The organism is Porifericola rhodea (assembly GCF_030506305.1).
Classification (GTDB): Bacteria; Bacteroidota; Bacteroidia; order Cytophagales; family Cyclobacteriaceae; genus Catalinimonas; species Catalinimonas rhodea.
In genome coordinates, this window is sequence record NZ_CP119421.1 from 5,417,242 (window position 1) to 5,436,792 (window position 19,551).

The following is a 19,551-nucleotide window of genomic DNA, read 5'->3' on the forward strand; positions in this document are numbered from 1 at the left end:
AGCCCTTCCTCGGTAAGATGAATATCCCGCGCCGATTTCTACGGATTAAGCAAGCGCATGAGCATAGTTTTTTTTATATTTTCGGTTGTCTCGGACACAAGCAAAAACTCGGTGAATAATCTTGTTACGGACTGCGTTCAACACTGCCATTTTAGCTTTGCCCTGAGCTACCTTCCGTTGATAGTAATCAGCGAGTTCTCCCTCAGCGGCGACAGCAGACATAGCGGCCATATGTAGTAGCTTCTTCATTTGTTTGTTGGCCAAATGACTGACCCTCATCTTACCCCGTATGCTAATCCCAGAGCTATGTTCAAAAGGGGCAACTCCTGAATAACAAGCAAACTTACGAGGACATCTGAAGAACTTAAATTCATTAGTAGAAGTGACCATTTCCCAAAAGACTACTTCACCAACGCCGTCTACAGAGGTCACTATTTCAAACAGATGAGCTAACGTATCGTCTTCTTTAATCAAGATTCTAATTTTCTTCTCTACCTCGTTTATCTGCTTGTCAAGGGCTTCTACAGGTTTTTGGTTGAGCTTCTGTAATTCTCTTTGTAGCTTCTTATCTTGGAAAGGAGCTGCTTCTTTGACTGGTACATTCAAGGCGTGTTTGGTAGTAATGAAACGCTTACGCAGGGCGACCAACTGCTTCAAATGAGTCAGTACGCCTCGTTCAGGTTGCCAGATCACGGCTTGGTCAGCATGTCGATACCCATACTCTGCGATGCGAAGAGCATCCACTTTATCGCTCTTACCACGTTGTAGTCCCATTGAGCGTTTGATACGCATTGAGGATTCCAACCAAAACGGGATGTCACGTTGTGTAGCAAAAGTAAGCAGCACCTGACTATAAATGCCAGTATGTTCGCAACAGAGTAGGCTCTTAGTAAGATCAATACCCTCATTTTGGCATTGTGTTTCAAACTGCATCACCCCTGTTTCATTGTTTTCTACAGAAATATGAAACAGAACATTTTGTTGATCTCTAACAGCCAAGTCTAGCGAGTTCTTACTCACATCAATGCCTACATAAAAAGAAAATTGCATAACTTTGAGATTAAGGTAAAACAACAAATCAGGATACTTTCAAAGCCTTACTACTGGGTCTCAAACCCAAATTTCTACTTGAAGCTTGTCCTGACAAAACTAGCTTGGGTACTGAATCGGCGCATAAGGCTCTCTTAGCGGCGGCCATAGGTCACCCGAGCTAGTTTACCTTTTGGTAGCTGTGAATATATGGATAACTCTGGCGACCGGCGTCCCGGCGAGTTACCGCGCCTCGGGGGCCCACATGTTCACAGCTTAGTAGCGATAACATCTTTCTTTGAATTTTAATACACTACAAACCTAAAGGCGTCGGCTTGTGCCTATTCCTGCTACATCTACTATTTCGGTGCTGTCTTCTTAAAAGAAGAGTTGGACTTTGGTATCGTGTGCTACCTCATCCGTTCTAATAGCCTCAGTATGTAGTTCCTGTTCGTCAGTACAGACACCGCAGTCTAGCTTACTTCAGTGTATGGATCACTCCAAACCACCTTGCCACTTGCTTAGCTTGGGGTAACGACTCCCCCGCCTACGGGACTATTTCCTAGTGAATGTTACACCAGGACTTTCACCCTTTGGGACGTCCTTTTAAAGAACTATATTTACCATTCAAGGCACACACATTCCATAGCCTCTACGCTTCGGCCGATTGCCTCGCCAGCGGCTATGGTAGCCGTTATGCCACATCAGAAAAAGAAAACTAGAAAAACATAAAAAAACCAAATGAGATACATACCTTTAGCGTTAGTAACGTTGTAAGTAAGTATGATAATTTCATTTGGGTCAAAGCAAACGGAGAAAGAGTGGCGAAATGGCCTATTGAGATTCAGAAAATAGGAAGGCGTAAACTTAGAATGTTGAACAGTTCACAGAATATTGCAGATCTAAGAATTCCACCTTCAAACAGATTGGAAAAGCTTTCTGGCAACCTCAACGAGTTTTACAGTATCAGGATTAACGCCCAATGGAGAATCATTTTTCAATGGGAAAACGGACAAGCTTCATTAGTAGAAATCATTGATTATCATTAGTTATGGAAAATTTACCTAATATTCATCCAGGGGAAGTACTACAGGAAGAGTTTCTCATTCCTTTAAATGTTTCTGCATATAGACTGTCCAAAGAACTAGGTATTCCACAAACCAGGATCAGTGAAATCATCAAAGGTCGGAGAAGAATTACAGCAGATACAGCACTTAGATTAAGTTACTACTTTGGAGTGAGTGCTAAATTCTGGCTAGGATTACAAGATGATTATGATCTTGAAGAAGAAACAAGAGCAAAGAAATCAGAACTGGAAAAAATCAAGAAATATGAAAATGACGTGGTATAACAGACCATAAACGCAAAGCTATGCCTGCAACTGTATTAACTATTATATGCAACACAAGCAAAGATTCAAACTCAATGCTTTGAAGCCCATCAAGTCATTCTACATAAATATTTTTACAAATACCATTAATTCTCTTACCCCCCTGACATAGGGCTGTCACTAAGCAGTTTTACGTTTGTACAATATTAAACTTCTAAACAGTACAAGCATGACAAACGTAGCCAACACCCGTCACCATCAAATCAAATTTCCTAAGCCTACCTTTATTTCGGTTAATGGAATAAAACTAGAGGTATTTGAAGCAGGCACCCAAAATACCGATAAACCTATTGTACTCTGCCACGGCTTTCCGGAGCATGCATTTTCTTGGCGTTACCAGATTCCCGCACTAGAAGCAGCTGGCTATCATGTTATTGTGCCTAACCAAAGAGGTTATGGCAACTCGTCTTGCCCTACCGAAGTATCCGCTTATGACATTGCGCACTTAACCGCTGACCTTGTGGCCTTACTTGATTACTATGGATATAAAGCTGCTAGCTTTGTAGGTCATGACTGGGGTGCCAATGTGGTCTGGAACCTTGCTCTACTGCATCCTGAACGGGTATGTAAAGTCATTAACCTGGCTTTGCCTTACCAAGAGAGAGGAGAAAAACCCTGGATTGAATTTATGGAAGAGGTTTTTGGAGAGGATTTCTATTTTGTACACTTCAATAAGCAAGCAGGTGTGGCAGACGCTGTACTAGAAGAAAACACCTCTCAGTTTCTTCGTAATCTGTTTCGTAAAAATATTCCACCTTCGCCGCCAGAACCCGGCATGTCTATGATCAATCTTGCCAGAGCAGTTGACCCGCTGGGTGAGCCCATTATGAGTGAGCACGATTTGTCTATTTTTGTCTCTGCTTTTCAGGCATCAGGCTTTACAGGGAGTATAAACTGGTACCGAAACCTTGACCGTAACTGGCATTTGCTAGCCAATGTAAAGCCCTTGATTCTACAACCTACCTTAATGATATATGGCGATCAGGATTTGATACCCAAGTCTCAGAGCTTACAAAGCATTGCGCCAAATTTGGATGTGCTTTGCCTGGATTGCGGCCATTGGATTCAGCAAGAAAAGCCGGAGGAAACTAATCAGGCAATTTTAAAATGGCTGGAAGTACAAAACACATACAGCTCCAATAAAAGGACTTAATTTCTGGCAGCAAAGAGTAATTACCTCACATGCTACTACTGCCCTTATGCTTAATCCTTAAGTATGGCTAGAACCAAAAAGTATACATGATTTGAAATTCCGTATAAGGTCTTAGAATAGTTTAGTAACGAACTTTGTCTTGTTCTATTTATGAAAAAACAAGATAACATGAGTACTAATAACCAATTTGGAAAAAAAGGCTGGACACCTGAACGAATCGGGTCTCTAAAAGGCAAAACATACGTAATAACAGGTACTACCAGCGGCACCGGATTTGAAGCTTCGCGGATACTATTGTCTAAGGGAGCAAAAGTGGTAATGTTAAACCGTAGTGCAAATAAGTCAGAAGATGCCATCGCGACTCTCAAGAAAGAACTGGGTAATGAGATAGATGTATCCTTTGTTCACATGGATTTGGCAAAACAGGCTTCGGTGAGAAAAGCAGCACAAGAAGTACTTGAGAAGGTAACACGTATAGATGCATTACTTTGTAATGCTGCCATCGCTCAGGTGCCCACGCAGAAACTTTCTGTTGATGGCTTTGAAAGCCAACTTGGCGTGAACCACTACGGTCATTTTACACTACAAGGCCTTCTCTTTCCTCTTATTGAAAAATCTAAAGGTCGTATTGTAACGGTAGGTAGCATGGGGTATAATTTAGGTCTTAAAACCATCAAGTTTGATGATTTAAACTGGGATAAAGATTACACACCTAATCATGCTTATAGCCAAAGTAAATTAGCGCAAATCATGACCGTTTATGAATTGCAGGATAGGCTGGAAAAGGCAGGTAAAACCGATGTAAAAGTATATGCCTGTCACCCTGGAGCTTCCAGAACTTCACTGATCAGAACCAGCGGCAGTTTAATGACACGATTTATTTGGCAACTGATGAAATTATCCCCGATGGTACAATCGGCTGAAAAAGGATCGTATCCGGAATTGATGTGCGCCACAGAGCCAGACTTGGACCAAAAGGGCTTTTATGGGCCTACAGGACGAGGTTATTTTAAAGGTCCAGTTGGCGAATGTAAGTTAGAGCCGCACGCTAAAGACAAAGTTGTAGCAGAAAAGTTATGGGAAGTGTCAGAAGAAGCAACGGGTTTTAAGTGGAACTTATAATTTAGATAACCTCAAAATAAAGCATTATGGATATTTTAAAAGCAGCCACCGACTGGGCAAAAGCTGAACTTTTTTCAACGCCTTTTTTTATCCTTTTTGGGGTGGCATTTATGGCAGCTAGCTTCGGGTTTTGGCAATTAGGAAAAACCGATATGGCTAGAGCTTACATTACTCCTACTCTGGTAGCAGGTGGATTACTTATGATTATTGGGCTGGGATTATTTTTTACCAATAAAGCTAGGGTTAAACAATTTGAAACGGCTTACAATAAGGACGTTTCTGCTTTTGTAGCCTCAGAAATTGAGCGCGCAGAAAGCACTCTAAAGGAATATACAACTATTGTTTTTACAGCCGTTCCTATTATTATCGCGGCCTGTGCTATAGTGCTTCTGTTTGCAAACGCACCTATCTGGCGCGCTAGCATGATTACTACTATTGCCATGCTAGTAATTATCTTATTGGTTGACGGAACGGCTCACGCCCGAATTGATGCCTACCATAAACAACTGTTATCTGTAGAAAAAGAACTTAAAAACTAAGATGCAGCATTTTAAAACTTTATCAGCTTACTTAGATTACATTGAATTACCGCGACCGGAGCACCCTATGCTAAGTTTGTTTTCCGCAACTGGCGAAGGTTCTTTGCCCTGTCCGAAAGAGAGTTCCCCTCCTATCACCAACGATTGCTATTCTATTAGTTTAAAAAAGATTGTAAAGGGAGACCTAAACTACGGACGAACAAAGTATGATTTCACTAATGGCGCGTTAATCTTTATTGCCCCAAGGCAAGTGTTGCAGTGGGATAGTAGCGTAGTTTATGAACAAAAAGGCTTTTCTATCAACTTTCATGAAGACTTTCTAAAAGGAACGGACTTAGCGCATCAGATCAAGAAATATGGATTCTTCTCCTATTCTGTAAATGAAGCCCTACACCTGTCGCCTAAAGAAGAAAGGCAGATAGAATTGATTGTAGAAAATATTGAATTAGAATACCATAACAATCAGGATCAGTTCAGTAAAGACATTATCATTTCGCAACTGGGCACGCTTTTGAAATATGCTAATCGCTTTTACGAAAGGCAGTTTATCAATCGTAAAGAGCTTTCTAACAATTTATTGGAGCAATTTAACCAGCAGTTGGAAAGCTATTTTGAAACGGGTCAACTAGAGGAAAATGGTATTCCGAGCATAGAGCAAATAGCAGACAAGCTATCGGTCTCACAACGCTATTTAAGCGATACCCTAAAAAAGGAAACCGGCAAAACGACAACCGAGCATTTACATCTTTACCTGATTGATGAAGCTAAAAACATCTTGTTGAAACCTAATAAAAGTGTAGCAGAAGTAGCCTATGAATTGGGCTTTGAATACCCCCCCTATTTTTCAAGATTATTTAAAAAGAAAGAGGGCATTAGCCCTACGGAGTACAGAGAAAAATTTAAACTGAACTAAAGCTGTAGGCTTATGGAAACAGCCACTAAATAAGTTAGAGCTAAAATTTAGCAGGCAGGCGCAATTCTTCATCTACAAATCATGTGTAGAAGCTTTTCGGGGTTAACTATTAAAGCCCGATAGAGGGTAAAAAAAACAGATTAGCCTATACCAAAAAGTTCATGTGCAAATACCAGCATTAAACAATGCATGGCAACTATGGGTTGTTAAAAGCAAAACGTAGCTTTTTTAGCTTAATTTTTATTAGCTTGTATGTTTTGCATCATCAAGCCAATGCCTCATAAACTAACCCTCCTCTTACTTCTCTCAATTGTTTTATACGCCTGTAAAAATGATCAGCTGGTAGATTGTACAACAAAAGAATTACGAACGCTACGTTTTGGGTTTGAGACTAATTTTGGTGAATGGAAAACCCTTGGAAGATTGAGGTAAAGGATTCATCAAATATCAGTATAAGTAATGATGTCGCCTTATCAATTACAAAATCAGCAAAGTTCATGGTTTCGCCTGAGAGTTATTTAAACGGTGGTGTGAGGTCCGAGTTAAACTTTGACCAGCAAATAGATGAAGGAGATGAGACCTTCTATGAATATAGTATTTATATGCCTACAGTTTATAAGTATACACCTGGTTTGAGAGTTTCTGAGAGTTTACCCGATTCGCAGATTTTAGGACAGTGACACGACCAGCCAAATGAGCGTATTGGCCAAAGCTGGAATGACTTGGCAGGTAACTTACCTCCAATTGCTCTTTATTACAACTATCTCACTAAAACCGATCATGCGTATCTTGATTTACTATTAAACCCCAAAATTATTAATATTTATGGCCAGGATACCACCTGGAATGAGGTATCAGTAATTTCAATAGAATATGGAGGAAAAACTATTGCGATGGCGAAAGTAAATAAAGGAGAGTGGGTCAGCCTAAAATACCATACTAAATGGTCACAAAAGTCTTTTGGCTTTATTCAGGTATGAGTAAATAAAGAAAATTTTACCGATGGGGTAGTTTCAGGAAGTAATATGCTAAATAAGGCTTCTCATTACTTTAAGTTTGGGCTTTACAGAAACCTAAATATTCCTTTTTCCAATTCTATTTATTATGATAATCTTGTAATTTATTGAGGTATTAAAAAGTACTCTACTAGAACATTCAATGTCGCTTGCACCCAGAAATGAAGTCAATAAAAACTAGCCCACTTTCAAGAAAACATATGAGGTTTAATCGAAAACAGTTACTTGTTACAGACACACCTCATTCTTCAAATAACTTTCACCAAATCAAAAAAGATAAAGTATGAGCAAATTCATTGACGCTAGCCCTGAAGCAGGTAAAGCATTTTACCAAAGCTTCCATGATAAAGGAAAAGTCGTGATGTTGAACTTACTAAAATTTAAAGATAAGGCTGACTATACAAACTTAGAAGAGCTAAAGCCTGAGGCAGAAATCAGTGGAGAAGAAGCGTACCAATTGTATATGGACAGTACCCTTGCTGAACTTGAGAAAGCCGGTAGCAGAATTCTTTACTACGGAAAAAGCAACAGCTTTTTAATTGGCCCCGACTCTGAAAAATGGGATGCAATACTATTGGTAGAGCATGAATCTGTAAAAAAATTTATGGAGTTTGCTCAAAGCAAGGCTTATCTCAAAAAAGCAGGACACCGTACTGCCGCATTAGAAGATTCCAGACTATTGCCTACAAATGCAATAAAAGACTACAGTCAAACTACTCTTAGCTCGTGACAATCAGAGGGCTAAGTAGAAACAAAACATTATGCTATATTTCTCAAAAAAACTCTTCCAGACAAGTTGTACTAGCATTTTTTACATTAGAGGCGCCTGAGCATAGCTTGCTTTTAGCTTGCCCTCTGGATATATTATATAACTAACCGATATCGTATATAAGGAGCAATATGTTTAGCTGATAGGTGTCAGGTTTGAAACCAATCGCAATCCCTATGGAAATTGATCATATTTTTATCTTTTCCGACAAAGCAGGAAAAGAATCTGATGATTTGTTAAACTTTGGTTTTTTAGAAGGGAGCAACCGCTCTCATCCGGGGCAGGGCACAGTTAACCGCAAATTTTACTTTGACAATTTTTTCTTGGAGATTGCCTGGGTAAGAGATGAAAAAGAAATCAAAAGCGATATCACTTCTAAAGCAAAGCTATGGGAACGCTCTCAATTTCGTAGCGGCCCCCACTCCCGTTTTGGACTCTGTCTGGAAAATTCAGAATCTACTGACTCGCTGTTTTTGCATAGTGAAAAATATCAGCCCATTTACCTGGCTCAGGATACAGCGGTTAATTTTCTCGCTAACGATAGTTGCCCGGGACTTCCCTGGACCTTTAGGCTACCCTACCGAGGAAGTAAACCTATCCACGATGAACCGACACAGCACCCGAATGGTATAAGGTCATTATCCGCTGTAAAATTTGAAGTGAATACTCTGCAACTAGACCGGCATTTTATGGCTTATCCAAATATCAGTTTTTCCCAAAGTGAGCGTAATTATGTAGTTCTGGAGTTTGATCATCATACCCAGCAACAAGAGATTATATTTGAAAAACTAGACCTGACTATACATTATTAAAGCCATATTTTTAGCAAGTAATTTTTTTAAATGAAAAACGTAACACAGCCCCATTAAGAGTTTTTGATATGTTCCGCTCTATAAAATTTTACTTATGAAAACCTCAGAAGAAGCCATTGTAGTTGAACAATACTTCACTGTTCCTCTAGCTCGCTTGTGGAAGGCACTTACTGACCCAACTCAAATGAGGCAGTGGTTTTTTGAAGATATTAACTCTTTTGAACCCAAAGAGGGCTTTGAGACCAGCTTTGTTGTAAAGAATGAAGGACGGACCTTTCCTCACTTATGGAAAATAATAGAAGTAAAGCCAGGTAAAAAAATTGTATACAACTGGAAATACGAAGGCTATCAAGGCGACTCCTTTGTCACTTTTGAGTTGTTTGAACAGGAACATCAGCAGACCAGACTTAAACTTACTCATAAAGTTATAGAAGACTTTTCCGATGCTATACCTGAGTTTAGTCGTGAGAACTGCCTGGGAGGATGGCAATACTTTATAAAGCAGCAACTAAGCAAATACCTCAGTAAGGAAGAAGGTCACAAATCATAATTTTCATCTTCAATCAATCTTTTAAAAGTAAAATTGCCCCACTTATTTCTCTCCATAATTTTGAGCTCGAATAGCATAGGCAATACTACATAAGCCCCTCAAATTTGAATCAATTGAATCTAACAACAGTTTATTTATAGGCTACTAAAGCTTTAGTATTATTGTAAAATCGCATCCATGGTGGGCTGGCAAAGTAGAACAAATATAATTAAGGATGCCCTTTGATAATAAAAATAACTAAGGATGAATGAATCTGTAGAAGAAATTGAAAAAGTTTGCCAGGAATGCGGCACTCCGATTAAGGGAAGAGCCGATAAAAAGTTTTGCTCCGACGCTTGCCGCAATGCTTATCATAATAAACATACGAGTGACACTAACAACCTGATGCGCAATGTAAATTATACTTTACGTAAAAACCGGCACATTCTGGCCGACCTTAATCCCCACGGCAAAGCCAGAGTACATCGCGATCAGCTAAGCCGCAAAGGTTTTAATTTTAGCTACGTAACCAATATCTATCAGACAAAAAGTGGAAACACTTATTATTTCTGCTACGATCAGGGTTATCTGCTTTCTGACAATGATTATTTTAACCTGGTAGTAAAAAAGGATTATATAGACTGATCAACTTTAAGAGGTTCAGAATTTTTTATTATTTTGAGGTCAAATAATATTACAACAACTTCAATTTTTTTTGCATTTGGAAAACTTGAACCGACTGTGTGTACACACGATCACAACTAAGCCCTGGTCTATAGAAGAAGCAGCGGAAAACTTTGCAAAAGCTGGTGTAAGCGGCATTACAGTTTGGCGCGATGCCCTGGACGGCAGAAATGTTCAGCAGACCGGCGAAATGCTCAGGCAACATCAATTAGAAATTGTATCTCTTTGCCGCGGAGGTTTTTTTCCATCCACCTCAGCTAAAAAGCGAGAAGAAGCTATTGTTGACAACAAAAAAGCAATCGATACCGCAGCAGCTTTAGGTGCGCCTATGGTAGTGCTAGTCTGTGGTGCAGATCCCGGACAGCCGCTCTCAACCTCACGCAAGCAAATACAGGAAGGAATAGAGAAACTACTCCCCCATGCAGAGGCTAATAATGTAAAGCTTACCATTGAGCCCCTACACCCTATGTATGCCGATACCCGCTCAGCCATCAATACCCTGGCCCAGGCCAATGATATGGCAGAGTCTATCAGCTCCAAGTGGGTAGGTATTGCTGTAGATGTGTACCACCTGTGGTGGGATGATCTGCTGCAATCTGAAATTATGCGCTGCGGAAGAAACGACAACCTTTACGCCTTTCATATCTGCGACTGGAAGTCCCCTACTGAAGACATGCTGCTGGATAGAGGCCTGATGGGCGAAGGCTGCATTAATGTACCTGAAATAAGAGGCTGGGTAGAAGAGGCTGGCTTTGAAGGGCAGATAGAGGTTGAAATATTCTCTAACCGCTACTGGGAGATGGATCAGCATCAGTTTTTAGATCAAATAATCAAAGCATATCAGAATCATAGTTAATCAATTCAACAACACAAACTAATCTACTAAAATACGATGAGCGAAAAGAGCATCACTACTCACAGAGTAGGTATTATTATGAACGGAGTGACTGGCCGTATGGGTACCAATCAGCACCTTATGCGATCTATAGCAGAGATTATCAAAGAAGGTGGAGTAAAGATTAGCCCTACCGAGGTGATTATGCCCGACCCTATTCTGGTAGGACGAAATGCTGCCAAGCTGCAAAAGCTTTGCAAAATGTCTGGCATAGAAAAATACACAACTAATCTGGATGAGGTAATGCATGATGACCAATACTCCGTATACTTTGACTCTCAGACTACCGGCCGCCGTGCCAATGCCGTTAAGCAGGCCGCTGAAGCTGGTAAACATGTGTATTGCGAGAAACCTACCGCAGTAGATACACAAACCGCCTTAGATATTTACCATTTTTGCCAGGAGAAAGGCGTTAAAAATGGTGTGGTACAGGACAAACTTTTCTTACCGGGCTTACGCAAAGTACAGCGACTGATTGAGAATGGCTTTTTTGGTGAAATACTTTCTATCCGTGGCGAATTTGGTTATTGGGTATTTGAGGGAGACACCATACCTGCACAACGCCCCTCGTGGAACTACAAAAAAGAAGAAGATGGAGGAATTATCGTAGACATGCTCTGCCATTGGCGCTATGTGCTGGATGGCATATTCGGCAACGTAAAATCAGTTTCCTGCCTGGGAGCTACTCACATACCGGAACGTGTAGATGAGCAGGGCAATCGTTATAAAGCTACTGCCGATGACTCCGCTTACGCTACTTTTGAGCTGGAAGGTGGCATCATCGCTCATTTCAACTCTTCCTGGACGGTAAGGGTACGTAGAGATGACCTGCTCACTTTACAAATTGATGGTACTAAAGGTTCTGCCGTGGCCGGTCTGCGCGACTGCTGGATTCAGCACTATGGTAATACCCCAAAACCCGTTTGGAACCCTGATATTCCTCAGCCTATCAACTTCTACGAAGGCTGGTCTAAAGTACCTGATCAGGAGTTTCATGACAATGCTTTTAAAGTACAGTGGGAGATGTTCCTGCGCCATATCGTAAAAGACGAACCTTTCCCCTACACACTTCTGGAAGGCGCCAAAGGTGTACAACTAGCCGAAAAAGGACTGGAGAGTTGGGAGAAGCGCTGCTGGGTAGACATTCCTAAGCTAGACTAAGCTTATTCACGCCAGAGCACGGGCTGCCTCTGCCGGTATCCCGTGCTTGTACCTCCTTTGACCGTCCGATTACAACACTCAAAAAAACTAAAACTCACTCATGAAAAAAGTAGCTTTTGTTACCGGCGGTAGCCGGGGCATAGGACTAGGAATAGCCGAGGCATTGGCAAAAGCAGGATTTGACATCGCCATTAACGGGATGCGACCTGCAGAAGCAGTAAGCGAAGTGCTGGATAAAATTAAAGCGCATGGAGTAGATGCCCTCTACTGTCAGGGAGACATAGCTTCTACCGAAGCCCGCCAAAACATGCTGGAAAGTATCAGAGCGCATTACGGGCAGCTAAATGTACTGGTGAACAATGCCGGAGTAGCGCCTAAAGAAAGAAAAGACCTGCTGGATGCCAGCGAAGAAAGCTTTGAATATGTAGTAAAAACAAACTTACAGGGACCATACTTCCTTACTCAGGCTGCTGCAAACTGGATGATAGCACAGAAAAAAGAGCAGGATGATTTTCAGGCTTCCATCATCAATATATCATCAATTTCAGCTACCATCGCCTCTGTTAACCGGGGAGAATACTGTATTTCTAAAGCAGGCATGAGTATGATGACCTTGCTCTTTGCCTCTCGCTTGGGCGAGTTTCATATCCCTGTATATGATGTCAGGCCGGGCATTATCAAAACAGATATGACCTCTGGCGTAACAGAAAAATATGACAAGCTTATTGCCGAAGGCTTATGCGCTCAGCCTCGCTGGGGCTATCCCGACGATGTAGGTAAAGCGGTATCTGCTCTGGCACAGGGCTACTTCCCCTATTCTAGTGGGCAGACCATCATGGTAGACGGTGGGCTTACCATCCCTCGTATTTAGCGCCCCAAAGGCGAGTTTCAGCCGTAAACATACTACCGCTGAACATTACTATATATCAGAACATACAACACCTAAAACGACTCATGGATACACCCAATAAACATAAAGCATGGCGCATACTCATTGTGTGTGCTGTACTGTTGACTATACTAACTTTTACCCCACTGGTTATACCGGTCGGTGTTTTTCAGCCGGAGCTTATGGGCATGCCTTACACCTTATGGATGTCTATACTAGTCACTATTTTATATGTAGTGCTCACCTTTATTGGTACTAAAGTTCATCCCGGAAAAGATACTGACAGATAATTATGACTAACTGGATAATCATATTAGGTGTGCTCTACCTGGGCATGCTGGGCTTTGTAGCCACTCGTTCTTTCAAAAAGAACAAAAACGCAGAAGATTACCTATTGGCAGGTTCTAATATAGGAATCATTTTAGGCTTCCTCACCTTTGCTGCTACCCTTTTTAGCACGTTTACTCTGCTGGGTATGCCTGATTTTTTTAGAAATAATGGTGTGGGCGCCTGGATTTTCCTTGCGGTTTCAGACGGAGGAATGATTTTTCTTATCCTCTGGTGGGGCTACCACCTCCGCAAAAAGGTAGCAGATAAAGGGTTTAATGGTGTAGCAGGTCTTTTGATCAAATGCTACCAAAACAAATGGGCAGGGTACGTCAGCTTTGCCGGAGTCTTTCTGTTTCTGGTACCTTACGTTGCTATTCAGATCAGAGGAATTGCTATCTTTCTTACCGCTGTTTTTCCCGAAGCTATGCCCTACTGGGGGTGGGCAGTGCTTATTGTAGCCGTAATGCTAACTTATAGCGAGATTGGTGGCCTTAAAGCTATTATGCATGCAGATGCCATACAGGGGCTTACTCTACTCATCGTTACCTGGATTATAGGTTTCAGTTGTGTAGAGTACTTCGGTAATTTAGAAAATATGTTTGACCAGGTAGAACAAGCTAATGCCGCTTTACTTTCTACCCCCGGGCCTAACGGGCTGTTTAACGCCCAGTTTCTTATTGCTTCTTTCCTTGTTATTCTTTTTATACCGGTAACCCAGCCACAGCTTACTATACGACTGGTAATTATGCGTAACCTTAAAACTACCCATATGATGGCGGTAGCAGTGGGTATATTTGCCATACTTATCATTTTGCCTACCGCGTTTATAGGTATGTATGGTGCGGTTCGCTACCCCGACCTGGCCACTGCTGATTTTCTGTCTAGAGTACTACTTTACGAACAGCCAGATTTTATTGCAGCTATAGCGGTTGTAGGTTTACTGGCTGCCGGGCTTTCTACTACCGACTCACAGATTTTCGCTCTTGGTACTGAGGTTCGCTCTCTTATGAAAGGTGAGGAAAAGAAAGTGCTTAAATATACAAGGTACTCTATACTAGGCTTTGCTGTAGTGGCGCTGATCTTCTCAATACTGGCTGGGGACCAGTTAGTGATGCTGGCTCGGGTGAGCTTTGCCGGCACAGCTATGTTAGCCCCTATGATACTTACCGGGGTACTCGGAAAGAAAACATTGGGGAACGGTATTATCATAGCCACAGCACTAGCCATTGTAGTTTTCATTTTATCATTACTGGGTGCTATACCTTCAGAAGTTGGCCCTTTGCGCATAGATCTTTTTCTGCTGCTTGGTCTAGGCCTGTTTAGTCTGATCTCTTATATGATCAAACGCTGATAAAGCAGACGAACTTTCATGACAAAAAGTCTTTAATGCATTTATATATAGACAAAGTGACATACAAATAAATGTTAAATGTACATTTAAGCGCTTGGTACAGGATTTGTCCTTTAGTTGGCAAACAAAAGGAGATAATGATGAAAAATGTACTTAAAGACTTTGTTCATCAATTTGATGCAATGAATACAATCGGTGGTGGTGTAGCTGCTACTTCCGTAAATATAGATAAGAAGGCAGATCATTTAACCATTACCATCAGTGCTCCTAGCATGAGCAGCGATACATTTAATATATTTTTGAGAGGCAACCAATTGGTAGTCTACTCTGTGCTAAAAAATACTGAGCTGTTTGAAGACGAAGCACACGAAGCAGCTCGCCATATTGTACCCCTGTTCAATCAGGTGTTTGATATTCCTGCATTTGTAGACAAAGATCAGATTGATGCTGTGTATGATAAAGGCCTTCTTAAAGTTCATATGCCATACAATGGTGACCAAAGCATGACACAAGTTAAAAAAATTGATATCAGAGAATATTGAGTTCTCTTTTTTCAAAAAAGATATAGCCGGGTTTAATACTCGGCTTTTTTTTGCTCTATATATTTTTGCCTGCCTCTCCAACCTTAGGGAGATTTATTACTTTTCACAAAATATTATTCTGCTTAAAATCAAGAAACAGCTTTTAGCTCAATAAACAGAAAATAATACCATTCAATATTTATTGAAAATATCATCAAACAATTCCTTATTTATTAATAATAGTTCAATATTTAAATAAAATACATCTTAATTATTGACATTACGCAATCGTTTCCTTTATTTCTTAGACGTTAATATATAAGATTTTTAGCTTTAACCTTAGTCGGTTTTTTCACGTTAAACCTCTTACTTTTGCCAAATAAAATTTTGCAACATTTTTAATTGTGTATTACTATGAAGAAGTTTGCACTTATTTTTTCACTCTTTCTGCTTACTACTTTTAGCGCAGAGGCGCAACTTAGCAAAAAAGCTACCCCCTGGCAGGAGGGTATTATTATTCTAAATAATGAACAGGTAATTAATGGAGAAATTAGCTACGATTATTTTTATGATGTAGTGCTGCACCGTGCTGATGGACTGATAAGCACTTACACCCCTCAGCAGTTTATTTCCTTTATGTACTACGACGAAAAGGAAGACCTTTACCACAATTTTGTGAGTCTGGATAATGAGCTAAATCCTAAATACCAGCAAAAAGCTATTTATGAAGTAGTGCTGGAAGGTAAAGTAAACTATGTACGTAAGCGCAATAAATACCCTACTTACGAGCCTAAAAAAGGGTACCTGGCTAATAAAAACCGTAGACTCAACCAACACAAAGTAGCCTATGAGTACTTTGTACAATACGGCGACCGGCTGATAAAATCCAGAAGGTTTAAGCAGGAGGTACTACCTCTTATGCTGGACCAGGAGCAAAGTCTGGCTTTTTATATGAAAGAGAATAACCTTAAAAGCTATCAAGTAGGAGATCAGATTGAGCTGGTTAAGTATTTTAACAATAATGCTGACTATAACCCTCCTACTGCTTCCAGCAGGCAGGCACGATAGCTAAAATCTTTAAGTTTGGTTAATATGAATGATTAACACCCTGGCCCTCATACTTCTGAGGGCTTTTTTCTATTTATTGCAACTTTTATCCGGCTTCTTCATTTAAGTAAAAAGTAGTTAATTTGCCGGATATGCCCCCACTATTAGAAGTAAACAAATTAAGTAAGCAGTACGAAGGTAAAACTGAAGCTGCCATTCACGACATTAGCTTTAGTTTAGACAAAGGCCAGATTTTGACACTTACCGGAGAAAGCGGTTCTGGTAAAACTACTCTTCTCAAAGCAATTTCAGGCTTAATTCAGACCGATGCCGGCAAAGTTTTCCTGGATGGAGAATGGGTAAAAGGGCCGGATAGAATGCTGGTACCCGGCCATCCGGACATCAAAATGGTATACCAACATTATGAGCTTTCTCCTAACCTGAACGTGGCACAGAATATTATGCGTATTCTTAGAGCATATGTCAAAGAGTACCAGCAGGAACGCACCGAAGAACTAATGGAGCTTTGCAAACTAAGCCATTTACGTGCTCATTACCCCAGAGAACTGTCGGGGGGAGAAAAGCAAAGGGTAGCCCTGGCCCGTGCAATAGCGGAAGAGCCGGTTCTGCTACTGATGGATGAGCCTTTTAGCAATATAGATGTAAGCCTAAAAACTCATTTAAAAAGTGAGCTTTTGGAGATTTTGAGGTCCTTGGAGATCACTGCTATTATTGTTTCTCATGACCCACAGGACGCCCTGTCTATGGCAGACCAGGTAGCCGTAATGCAGAACGGTCATTTACAACAACTGGATAGCCCCGAAAATGTATACCGTAAACCAGTAAATGCTTATGTGGCTCAGCTATTTGGCCACTGCAACCTCATTGCTGCTACTGATGAGTTGGCTGCACAATTGAATAGTCAGCCTAAAACTACGCAGCTATGTATACGAGCAGAAGATATAAGTGTAGATGAGCAAGGTAAGAGTGCATGGAAGGCACAGGTGAAAAATATTCGCTTTATGGGTGCTTTTTATGAAGTAGAAGTAGAAATGGCCCGGCAAAGGCTACTATTTCATCACCGGGCCAATCATATTGAAGTAGGAGATGAAATATCATTATCCATCCCCACTCATAAAATTATTTCACTAGGTACAAACTAGTTATCGGAGTTACCTTTAGATTTAACCATTTTCTTTCCGCCAATGATGGGCGAACGTGTAAAGATGGCATGTTCGTCAAAGAGCTTGCGGTAGGTAGCCATGGTTCTGCTTTTTACACAGCCCAGCGCTTCCATCACCCTAATCATTTTAGGATTAAAATCCCCGACCCAGGTTACAATATAGTTGTCGTACTTAAAATTCTTTTCTTTGAGCGCTTTTGTCTGTAGGTCGTCAAAGATAAGCCCCTCTACCCCTCTAGCCTGGTATTTCTGCTTTACGCCGAAAGCAACACCGTAGCAGGAGTGGAACTTCATATTCATTTTATGGTAGAGAAACTTCAGTTTGCCCCACAGATTCATATTGTCCCCTACCTTACGATAAACCTCATTAATATTAGGTAGAGCAACCATAAAAGCGACAGGCTCATCATCGTAATACACAAAATAGATGATATCCTCGTCCGCCACTGGCTTAATTTGCTGTAGCATGGCAAAGGCCTGCTTTTCTGTCATTGGGGTAAAGTTGTCATGTGTTTGCCAGGCATCATTATATATTTCTATGAAGTGCCGGGCAAAAATGGCCGCTTCGCTTTTTTTGAAGTTAACCACTTTGTAGTGACCTTCTTTCTTGAGCCTGTCTGCCCGACGCTGGTAAAGCTCAGGAAGCGGATCATAAAAGGTTTTGTCAAAGACGATCTGACGATAATATACCTGAAAGCCATAGCTTTCAAACAGGCGCACATAGTACTCAGGGTTGTAGTTTTGCCCATAGTAAGGAGGCTTGTTAAAATTATCTACTATTAGCCCCCAGTACTTATTATTTTCACCAAAGTTGACAGGGCCATCCATAGCTTCTATATCTCTTTCCTGTAGCCAGTCTTTACATCTGTCAAAAAGCATATTGGCTGCCTCCTGGTCATCAATACACTCAAAAAAGCCCATGCCTCCAGTAGGCTGCTCGTAGGTTTTTGCTCTACGCCAGTTGATAAATGCAGCCACTCTACCCACTACATCTCCTACCGCATCGCGCATAATCCATCGGATAGCCTCACCATGACCAAAATATGTGTTGTGATTTTTATCAAAAACCTGCTCTACCTCCTGCCGGATATGAGGAATCCAGTTTGGGTCTCCGGCATATATTTTAAAAGGTAGTTTACGAAACTCTTCTTTTTGCTCACTAGTCTTAACCTCTTCCAGCCTGTACTTCTGGCTAGTAGCGGTAGACAGGTTAGAGGTAGTTGTGTTGTTTGAACCATTCATAGCATTCTTGGATTGCATTTTCAATTGGTGTTTGTGGCATACCCAGCTCTTTTACTGCTTTTTTGGCAGTAAAATAATGTCCATCGCAGGAGACACGAGCCATCTTATAGCTTACTTTAGGGGTAATTCCGAACAATTTGCCCCCTATTGTACCAAGCATACCAAAAGCTTTAGTTGCAAAAGGCGGAATTCCCAGCCGGGGAGGCTTGACACCTACCACTTTGGCTACTTTGGTAAACATCTCCTGGTAGCTAAGGTTTTCATTTCCTAAAATATAGCACTGTCCGGGGCGGCCCATAGTAAGCGCATTGGCAATAGCTGTGGCGGCATCGCCAACGTATACGTAATTTTTACCTCCTACCGGATATCCGGGCACTTTACCCTGGGCTACGGCTATTACCATTCTTCCCGAGCTGGGCTTAAAATCATTAGGGCCGATCATAAACGTTGGGTTAACCACGATAAAAGGGTAACCAAACTCATGCGCAGCTTCCAGCACCAGTTGCTGAGCCTGGTATTTGGTTTCCATATACCCAATACCGTATTGCTCAAATTTAGGAGGCGTATTTTCATCGCCGGGCTTTTCTTTAGTGCCAAAGCCCAATGAGTTGGCAGTACTCACGAATATGCCACGCTTTACTTTAGCCTGTATAGCGGCTTCCATTACATTACGGGTGCCATTTACATTAGTGGCTACATACTCAGGAGAACGCGCAGGCCAAAGGCCGGTATCTGCTGCTGCATGTACAACAGCATCACAACCAGCTACACCTTCTATCATTATTTGTGCATCTGTGATGTCACCAAAAAACTTCTCAAACTTGGGGTGTTGTTCCAGAAGCTCAGCTTCCGAAGCATGACGAAAAAGACCTCTTACTTCGTATCCCCGCTTGAGTAACTCTTTTGCGGTATTGCTTCCCAGCAGTCCGCTGGTACCAGTTATAAAAATTTTCATTGTTTCTCTTCTGTTCTACAG

24 protein-coding genes are annotated in these 19,551 nt (G+C 41.2%); 21 read left to right on the plus strand and 3 right to left on the minus strand.

From position 1 onward, the window contains the following. Nucleotides 1-45: 45 nt before the first annotated feature. Nucleotides 46-1,050, minus strand: a complete 1,005-nt coding sequence (locus PZB74_RS22260) for an IS110 family RNA-guided transposase (RefSeq protein ID WP_302239626.1) — start codon at nucleotides 1,048-1,050, stop codon at nucleotides 46-48. A gap of 548 nt (nucleotides 1,051-1,598) precedes the next feature. On the opposite strand from PZB74_RS22260, the gene PZB74_RS22265 reads away from it, so the two are divergent. The 21 genes from PZB74_RS22265 (at nucleotide 1,599) to PZB74_RS22365 (ending at nucleotide 17,313) form a co-directional block, all read left to right on the plus strand. Continuing rightward, the gene (locus PZB74_RS22265; RefSeq protein ID WP_302239627.1) at nucleotides 1,599-1,751 is read left to right on the plus strand and encodes a hypothetical protein; all 153 of its coding nucleotides are present in this window, start codon (nucleotides 1,599-1,601) and stop codon (nucleotides 1,749-1,751) included. Between the two features lie 150 nt (nucleotides 1,752-1,901). Beyond that, on the plus strand, nucleotides 1,902-2,078 hold the full coding sequence (locus tag PZB74_RS22270) for a type II toxin-antitoxin system RelE/ParE family toxin (RefSeq protein WP_436837120.1): 177 nt from the start codon (nucleotides 1,902-1,904) through the stop codon (nucleotides 2,076-2,078). Between the two features lie 2 nt (nucleotides 2,079-2,080). Further along, on the plus strand, nucleotides 2,081-2,380 hold the full coding sequence (locus PZB74_RS22275; protein ID WP_302239631.1) for a HigA family addiction module antitoxin: 300 nt from the start codon (nucleotides 2,081-2,083) through the stop codon (nucleotides 2,378-2,380). Between the two features lie 208 nt (nucleotides 2,381-2,588). Continuing rightward, nucleotides 2,589-3,572 (plus strand): alpha/beta fold hydrolase, encoded by a 984-nt coding sequence (locus PZB74_RS22280; RefSeq protein WP_302239633.1) that lies wholly within the window; start codon nucleotides 2,589-2,591, stop codon nucleotides 3,570-3,572. Between the two features lie 150 nt (nucleotides 3,573-3,722). Further along, a complete protein-coding gene (locus PZB74_RS22285) occupies nucleotides 3,723-4,694 on the plus strand; it encodes an SDR family oxidoreductase (RefSeq protein WP_302239635.1) in 972 nt (323 codons plus the stop codon). A gap of 26 nt (nucleotides 4,695-4,720) precedes the next feature. Continuing rightward, complete coding sequence (locus tag PZB74_RS22290) at nucleotides 4,721-5,233, plus strand: hypothetical protein (protein WP_302239636.1); 513 nt, start codon at nucleotides 4,721-4,723, stop codon at nucleotides 5,231-5,233. A gap of 1 nt (nucleotide 5,234) precedes the next feature. Then, the gene (locus PZB74_RS22295) at nucleotides 5,235-6,146 is read left to right on the plus strand and encodes a helix-turn-helix domain-containing protein (RefSeq protein WP_302239637.1); all 912 of its coding nucleotides are present in this window, start codon (nucleotides 5,235-5,237) and stop codon (nucleotides 6,144-6,146) included. A 404-nt stretch (nucleotides 6,147-6,550) separates the two neighbouring features. Further along, nucleotides 6,551-6,826 (plus strand): polysaccharide lyase family protein, encoded by a 276-nt coding sequence (locus PZB74_RS22300; protein ID WP_302239639.1) that lies wholly within the window; start codon nucleotides 6,551-6,553, stop codon nucleotides 6,824-6,826. A 42-nt stretch (nucleotides 6,827-6,868) separates the two neighbouring features. After that, on the plus strand, nucleotides 6,869-7,126 hold the full coding sequence (locus tag PZB74_RS22305) for a hypothetical protein (protein WP_302239641.1): 258 nt from the start codon (nucleotides 6,869-6,871) through the stop codon (nucleotides 7,124-7,126). 319 nt (nucleotides 7,127-7,445) lie between these two features. Then, complete coding sequence (locus PZB74_RS22310; protein ID WP_302239643.1) at nucleotides 7,446-7,892, plus strand: DUF1330 domain-containing protein; 447 nt, start codon at nucleotides 7,446-7,448, stop codon at nucleotides 7,890-7,892. 215 nt (nucleotides 7,893-8,107) lie between these two features. Further along, nucleotides 8,108-8,743 carry a VOC family protein gene (locus tag PZB74_RS22315; RefSeq protein WP_302239644.1) on the plus strand — a complete coding sequence of 212 codons (636 nt, stop codon included), beginning with the start codon at nucleotides 8,108-8,110 and terminating at the stop codon, nucleotides 8,741-8,743. A 94-nt stretch (nucleotides 8,744-8,837) separates the two neighbouring features. After that, the gene (locus PZB74_RS22320; RefSeq protein WP_302239645.1) at nucleotides 8,838-9,293 is read left to right on the plus strand and encodes an SRPBCC family protein; all 456 of its coding nucleotides are present in this window, start codon (nucleotides 8,838-8,840) and stop codon (nucleotides 9,291-9,293) included. 243 nt (nucleotides 9,294-9,536) lie between these two features. Further along, entirely contained in the window at nucleotides 9,537-9,917 is a 381-nt protein-coding gene (locus PZB74_RS22325; RefSeq protein WP_302239646.1) for a hypothetical protein, read from the plus strand. An 85-nt stretch (nucleotides 9,918-10,002) separates the two neighbouring features. Continuing rightward, nucleotides 10,003-10,812, plus strand: a complete 810-nt coding sequence (locus PZB74_RS22330; protein ID WP_302239648.1) for a sugar phosphate isomerase/epimerase family protein — start codon at nucleotides 10,003-10,005, stop codon at nucleotides 10,810-10,812. Between the two features lie 36 nt (nucleotides 10,813-10,848). After that, entirely contained in the window at nucleotides 10,849-12,012 is a 1,164-nt protein-coding gene (locus tag PZB74_RS22335) for a Gfo/Idh/MocA family protein (protein WP_302239650.1), read from the plus strand. 100 nt (nucleotides 12,013-12,112) lie between these two features. Then, nucleotides 12,113-12,883, plus strand: coding sequence for a 3-ketoacyl-ACP reductase (locus PZB74_RS22340; RefSeq protein ID WP_302239651.1), 771 nt, complete (start codon nucleotides 12,113-12,115; stop codon nucleotides 12,881-12,883). A gap of 83 nt (nucleotides 12,884-12,966) precedes the next feature. Then, nucleotides 12,967-13,191: a hypothetical protein gene (locus PZB74_RS22345; RefSeq protein ID WP_302239652.1), complete on the plus strand. Its 225-nt coding sequence runs from the start codon at nucleotides 12,967-12,969 to the stop codon at nucleotides 13,189-13,191. A gap of 2 nt (nucleotides 13,192-13,193) precedes the next feature. Next, nucleotides 13,194-14,582, plus strand: a complete 1,389-nt coding sequence (locus PZB74_RS22350) for a sodium:solute symporter family protein (RefSeq protein WP_302239654.1) — start codon at nucleotides 13,194-13,196, stop codon at nucleotides 14,580-14,582. A gap of 137 nt (nucleotides 14,583-14,719) precedes the next feature. Then, a complete protein-coding gene (locus PZB74_RS22355) occupies nucleotides 14,720-15,124 on the plus strand; it encodes an Hsp20/alpha crystallin family protein (RefSeq protein WP_302239655.1) in 405 nt (134 codons plus the stop codon). 393 nt (nucleotides 15,125-15,517) lie between these two features. Further along, nucleotides 15,518-16,171, plus strand: coding sequence for a hypothetical protein (locus tag PZB74_RS22360; RefSeq protein ID WP_302239656.1), 654 nt, complete (start codon nucleotides 15,518-15,520; stop codon nucleotides 16,169-16,171). Between the two features lie 131 nt (nucleotides 16,172-16,302). Then, complete coding sequence (locus PZB74_RS22365; RefSeq protein ID WP_302239657.1) at nucleotides 16,303-17,313, plus strand: ABC transporter ATP-binding protein; 1,011 nt, start codon at nucleotides 16,303-16,305, stop codon at nucleotides 17,311-17,313. Here PZB74_RS22365 and PZB74_RS22370 read toward each other — a convergent pair. Both PZB74_RS22370 and PZB74_RS22375 read right to left on the minus strand, forming a co-directional pair. Continuing rightward, nucleotides 17,310-18,593: a hypothetical protein gene (locus PZB74_RS22370; RefSeq protein WP_302239658.1), complete on the minus strand. Its 1,284-nt coding sequence runs from the start codon at nucleotides 18,591-18,593 to the stop codon at nucleotides 17,310-17,312. The two genes, PZB74_RS22365 and PZB74_RS22370, sit on opposite strands and share 4 nt — an antisense overlap. Beyond that, nucleotides 18,544-19,530: an NAD-dependent epimerase/dehydratase family protein gene (locus tag PZB74_RS22375; RefSeq protein ID WP_302239659.1), complete on the minus strand. Its 987-nt coding sequence runs from the start codon at nucleotides 19,528-19,530 to the stop codon at nucleotides 18,544-18,546. The genes PZB74_RS22370 and PZB74_RS22375 overlap by 50 nt, the downstream gene beginning before the upstream one ends. Between the last annotated feature and the right edge of the window lie 21 nt (nucleotides 19,531-19,551).

Bases quoted from the DNA above. Each gene is read 5' to 3' on its own strand.
- PZB74_RS22260 (WP_302239626.1), bottom strand. From the start codon at position 1,050: ATGCAATTTTCTTTTTATGTAGGCATTGATGTGAGTAAGAACTCGCTA.
- PZB74_RS22265 (WP_302239627.1), top strand. From the start codon at position 1,599: ATGTTACACCAGGACTTTCACCCTTTGGGACGTCCTTTTAAAGAACTA.
- PZB74_RS22270 (WP_436837120.1), top strand. From the start codon at position 1,902: ATGTTGAACAGTTCACAGAATATTGCAGATCTAAGAATTCCACCTTCA.
- PZB74_RS22275 (WP_302239631.1), top strand. From the start codon at position 2,081: ATGGAAAATTTACCTAATATTCATCCAGGGGAAGTACTACAGGAAGAG.
- PZB74_RS22280 (WP_302239633.1), top strand. From the start codon at position 2,589: ATGACAAACGTAGCCAACACCCGTCACCATCAAATCAAATTTCCTAAG.
- PZB74_RS22285 (WP_302239635.1), top strand. From the start codon at position 3,723: ATGAAAAAACAAGATAACATGAGTACTAATAACCAATTTGGAAAAAAA.
- PZB74_RS22290 (WP_302239636.1), top strand. From the start codon at position 4,721: ATGGATATTTTAAAAGCAGCCACCGACTGGGCAAAAGCTGAACTTTTT.
- PZB74_RS22295 (WP_302239637.1), top strand. From the start codon at position 5,235: ATGCAGCATTTTAAAACTTTATCAGCTTACTTAGATTACATTGAATTA.
- PZB74_RS22300 (WP_302239639.1), top strand. From the start codon at position 6,551: ATGGAAAACCCTTGGAAGATTGAGGTAAAGGATTCATCAAATATCAGT.
- PZB74_RS22310 (WP_302239643.1), top strand. From the start codon at position 7,446: ATGAGCAAATTCATTGACGCTAGCCCTGAAGCAGGTAAAGCATTTTAC.
- PZB74_RS22315 (WP_302239644.1), top strand. From the start codon at position 8,108: ATGGAAATTGATCATATTTTTATCTTTTCCGACAAAGCAGGAAAAGAA.
- PZB74_RS22320 (WP_302239645.1), top strand. From the start codon at position 8,838: ATGAAAACCTCAGAAGAAGCCATTGTAGTTGAACAATACTTCACTGTT.
- PZB74_RS22325 (WP_302239646.1), top strand. From the start codon at position 9,537: ATGAATGAATCTGTAGAAGAAATTGAAAAAGTTTGCCAGGAATGCGGC.
- PZB74_RS22335 (WP_302239650.1), top strand. From the start codon at position 10,849: ATGAGCGAAAAGAGCATCACTACTCACAGAGTAGGTATTATTATGAAC.
- PZB74_RS22340 (WP_302239651.1), top strand. From the start codon at position 12,113: ATGAAAAAAGTAGCTTTTGTTACCGGCGGTAGCCGGGGCATAGGACTA.
- PZB74_RS22345 (WP_302239652.1), top strand. From the start codon at position 12,967: ATGGATACACCCAATAAACATAAAGCATGGCGCATACTCATTGTGTGT.
- PZB74_RS22350 (WP_302239654.1), top strand. From the start codon at position 13,194: ATGACTAACTGGATAATCATATTAGGTGTGCTCTACCTGGGCATGCTG.
- PZB74_RS22355 (WP_302239655.1), top strand. From the start codon at position 14,720: ATGATGAAAAATGTACTTAAAGACTTTGTTCATCAATTTGATGCAATG.
- PZB74_RS22360 (WP_302239656.1), top strand. From the start codon at position 15,518: ATGAAGAAGTTTGCACTTATTTTTTCACTCTTTCTGCTTACTACTTTT.
- PZB74_RS22365 (WP_302239657.1), top strand. From the start codon at position 16,303: ATGCCCCCACTATTAGAAGTAAACAAATTAAGTAAGCAGTACGAAGGT.
- PZB74_RS22370 (WP_302239658.1), bottom strand. From the start codon at position 18,593: ATGCAATCCAAGAATGCTATGAATGGTTCAAACAACACAACTACCTCT.
- PZB74_RS22375 (WP_302239659.1), bottom strand. From the start codon at position 19,530: ATGAAAATTTTTATAACTGGTACCAGCGGACTGCTGGGAAGCAATACC.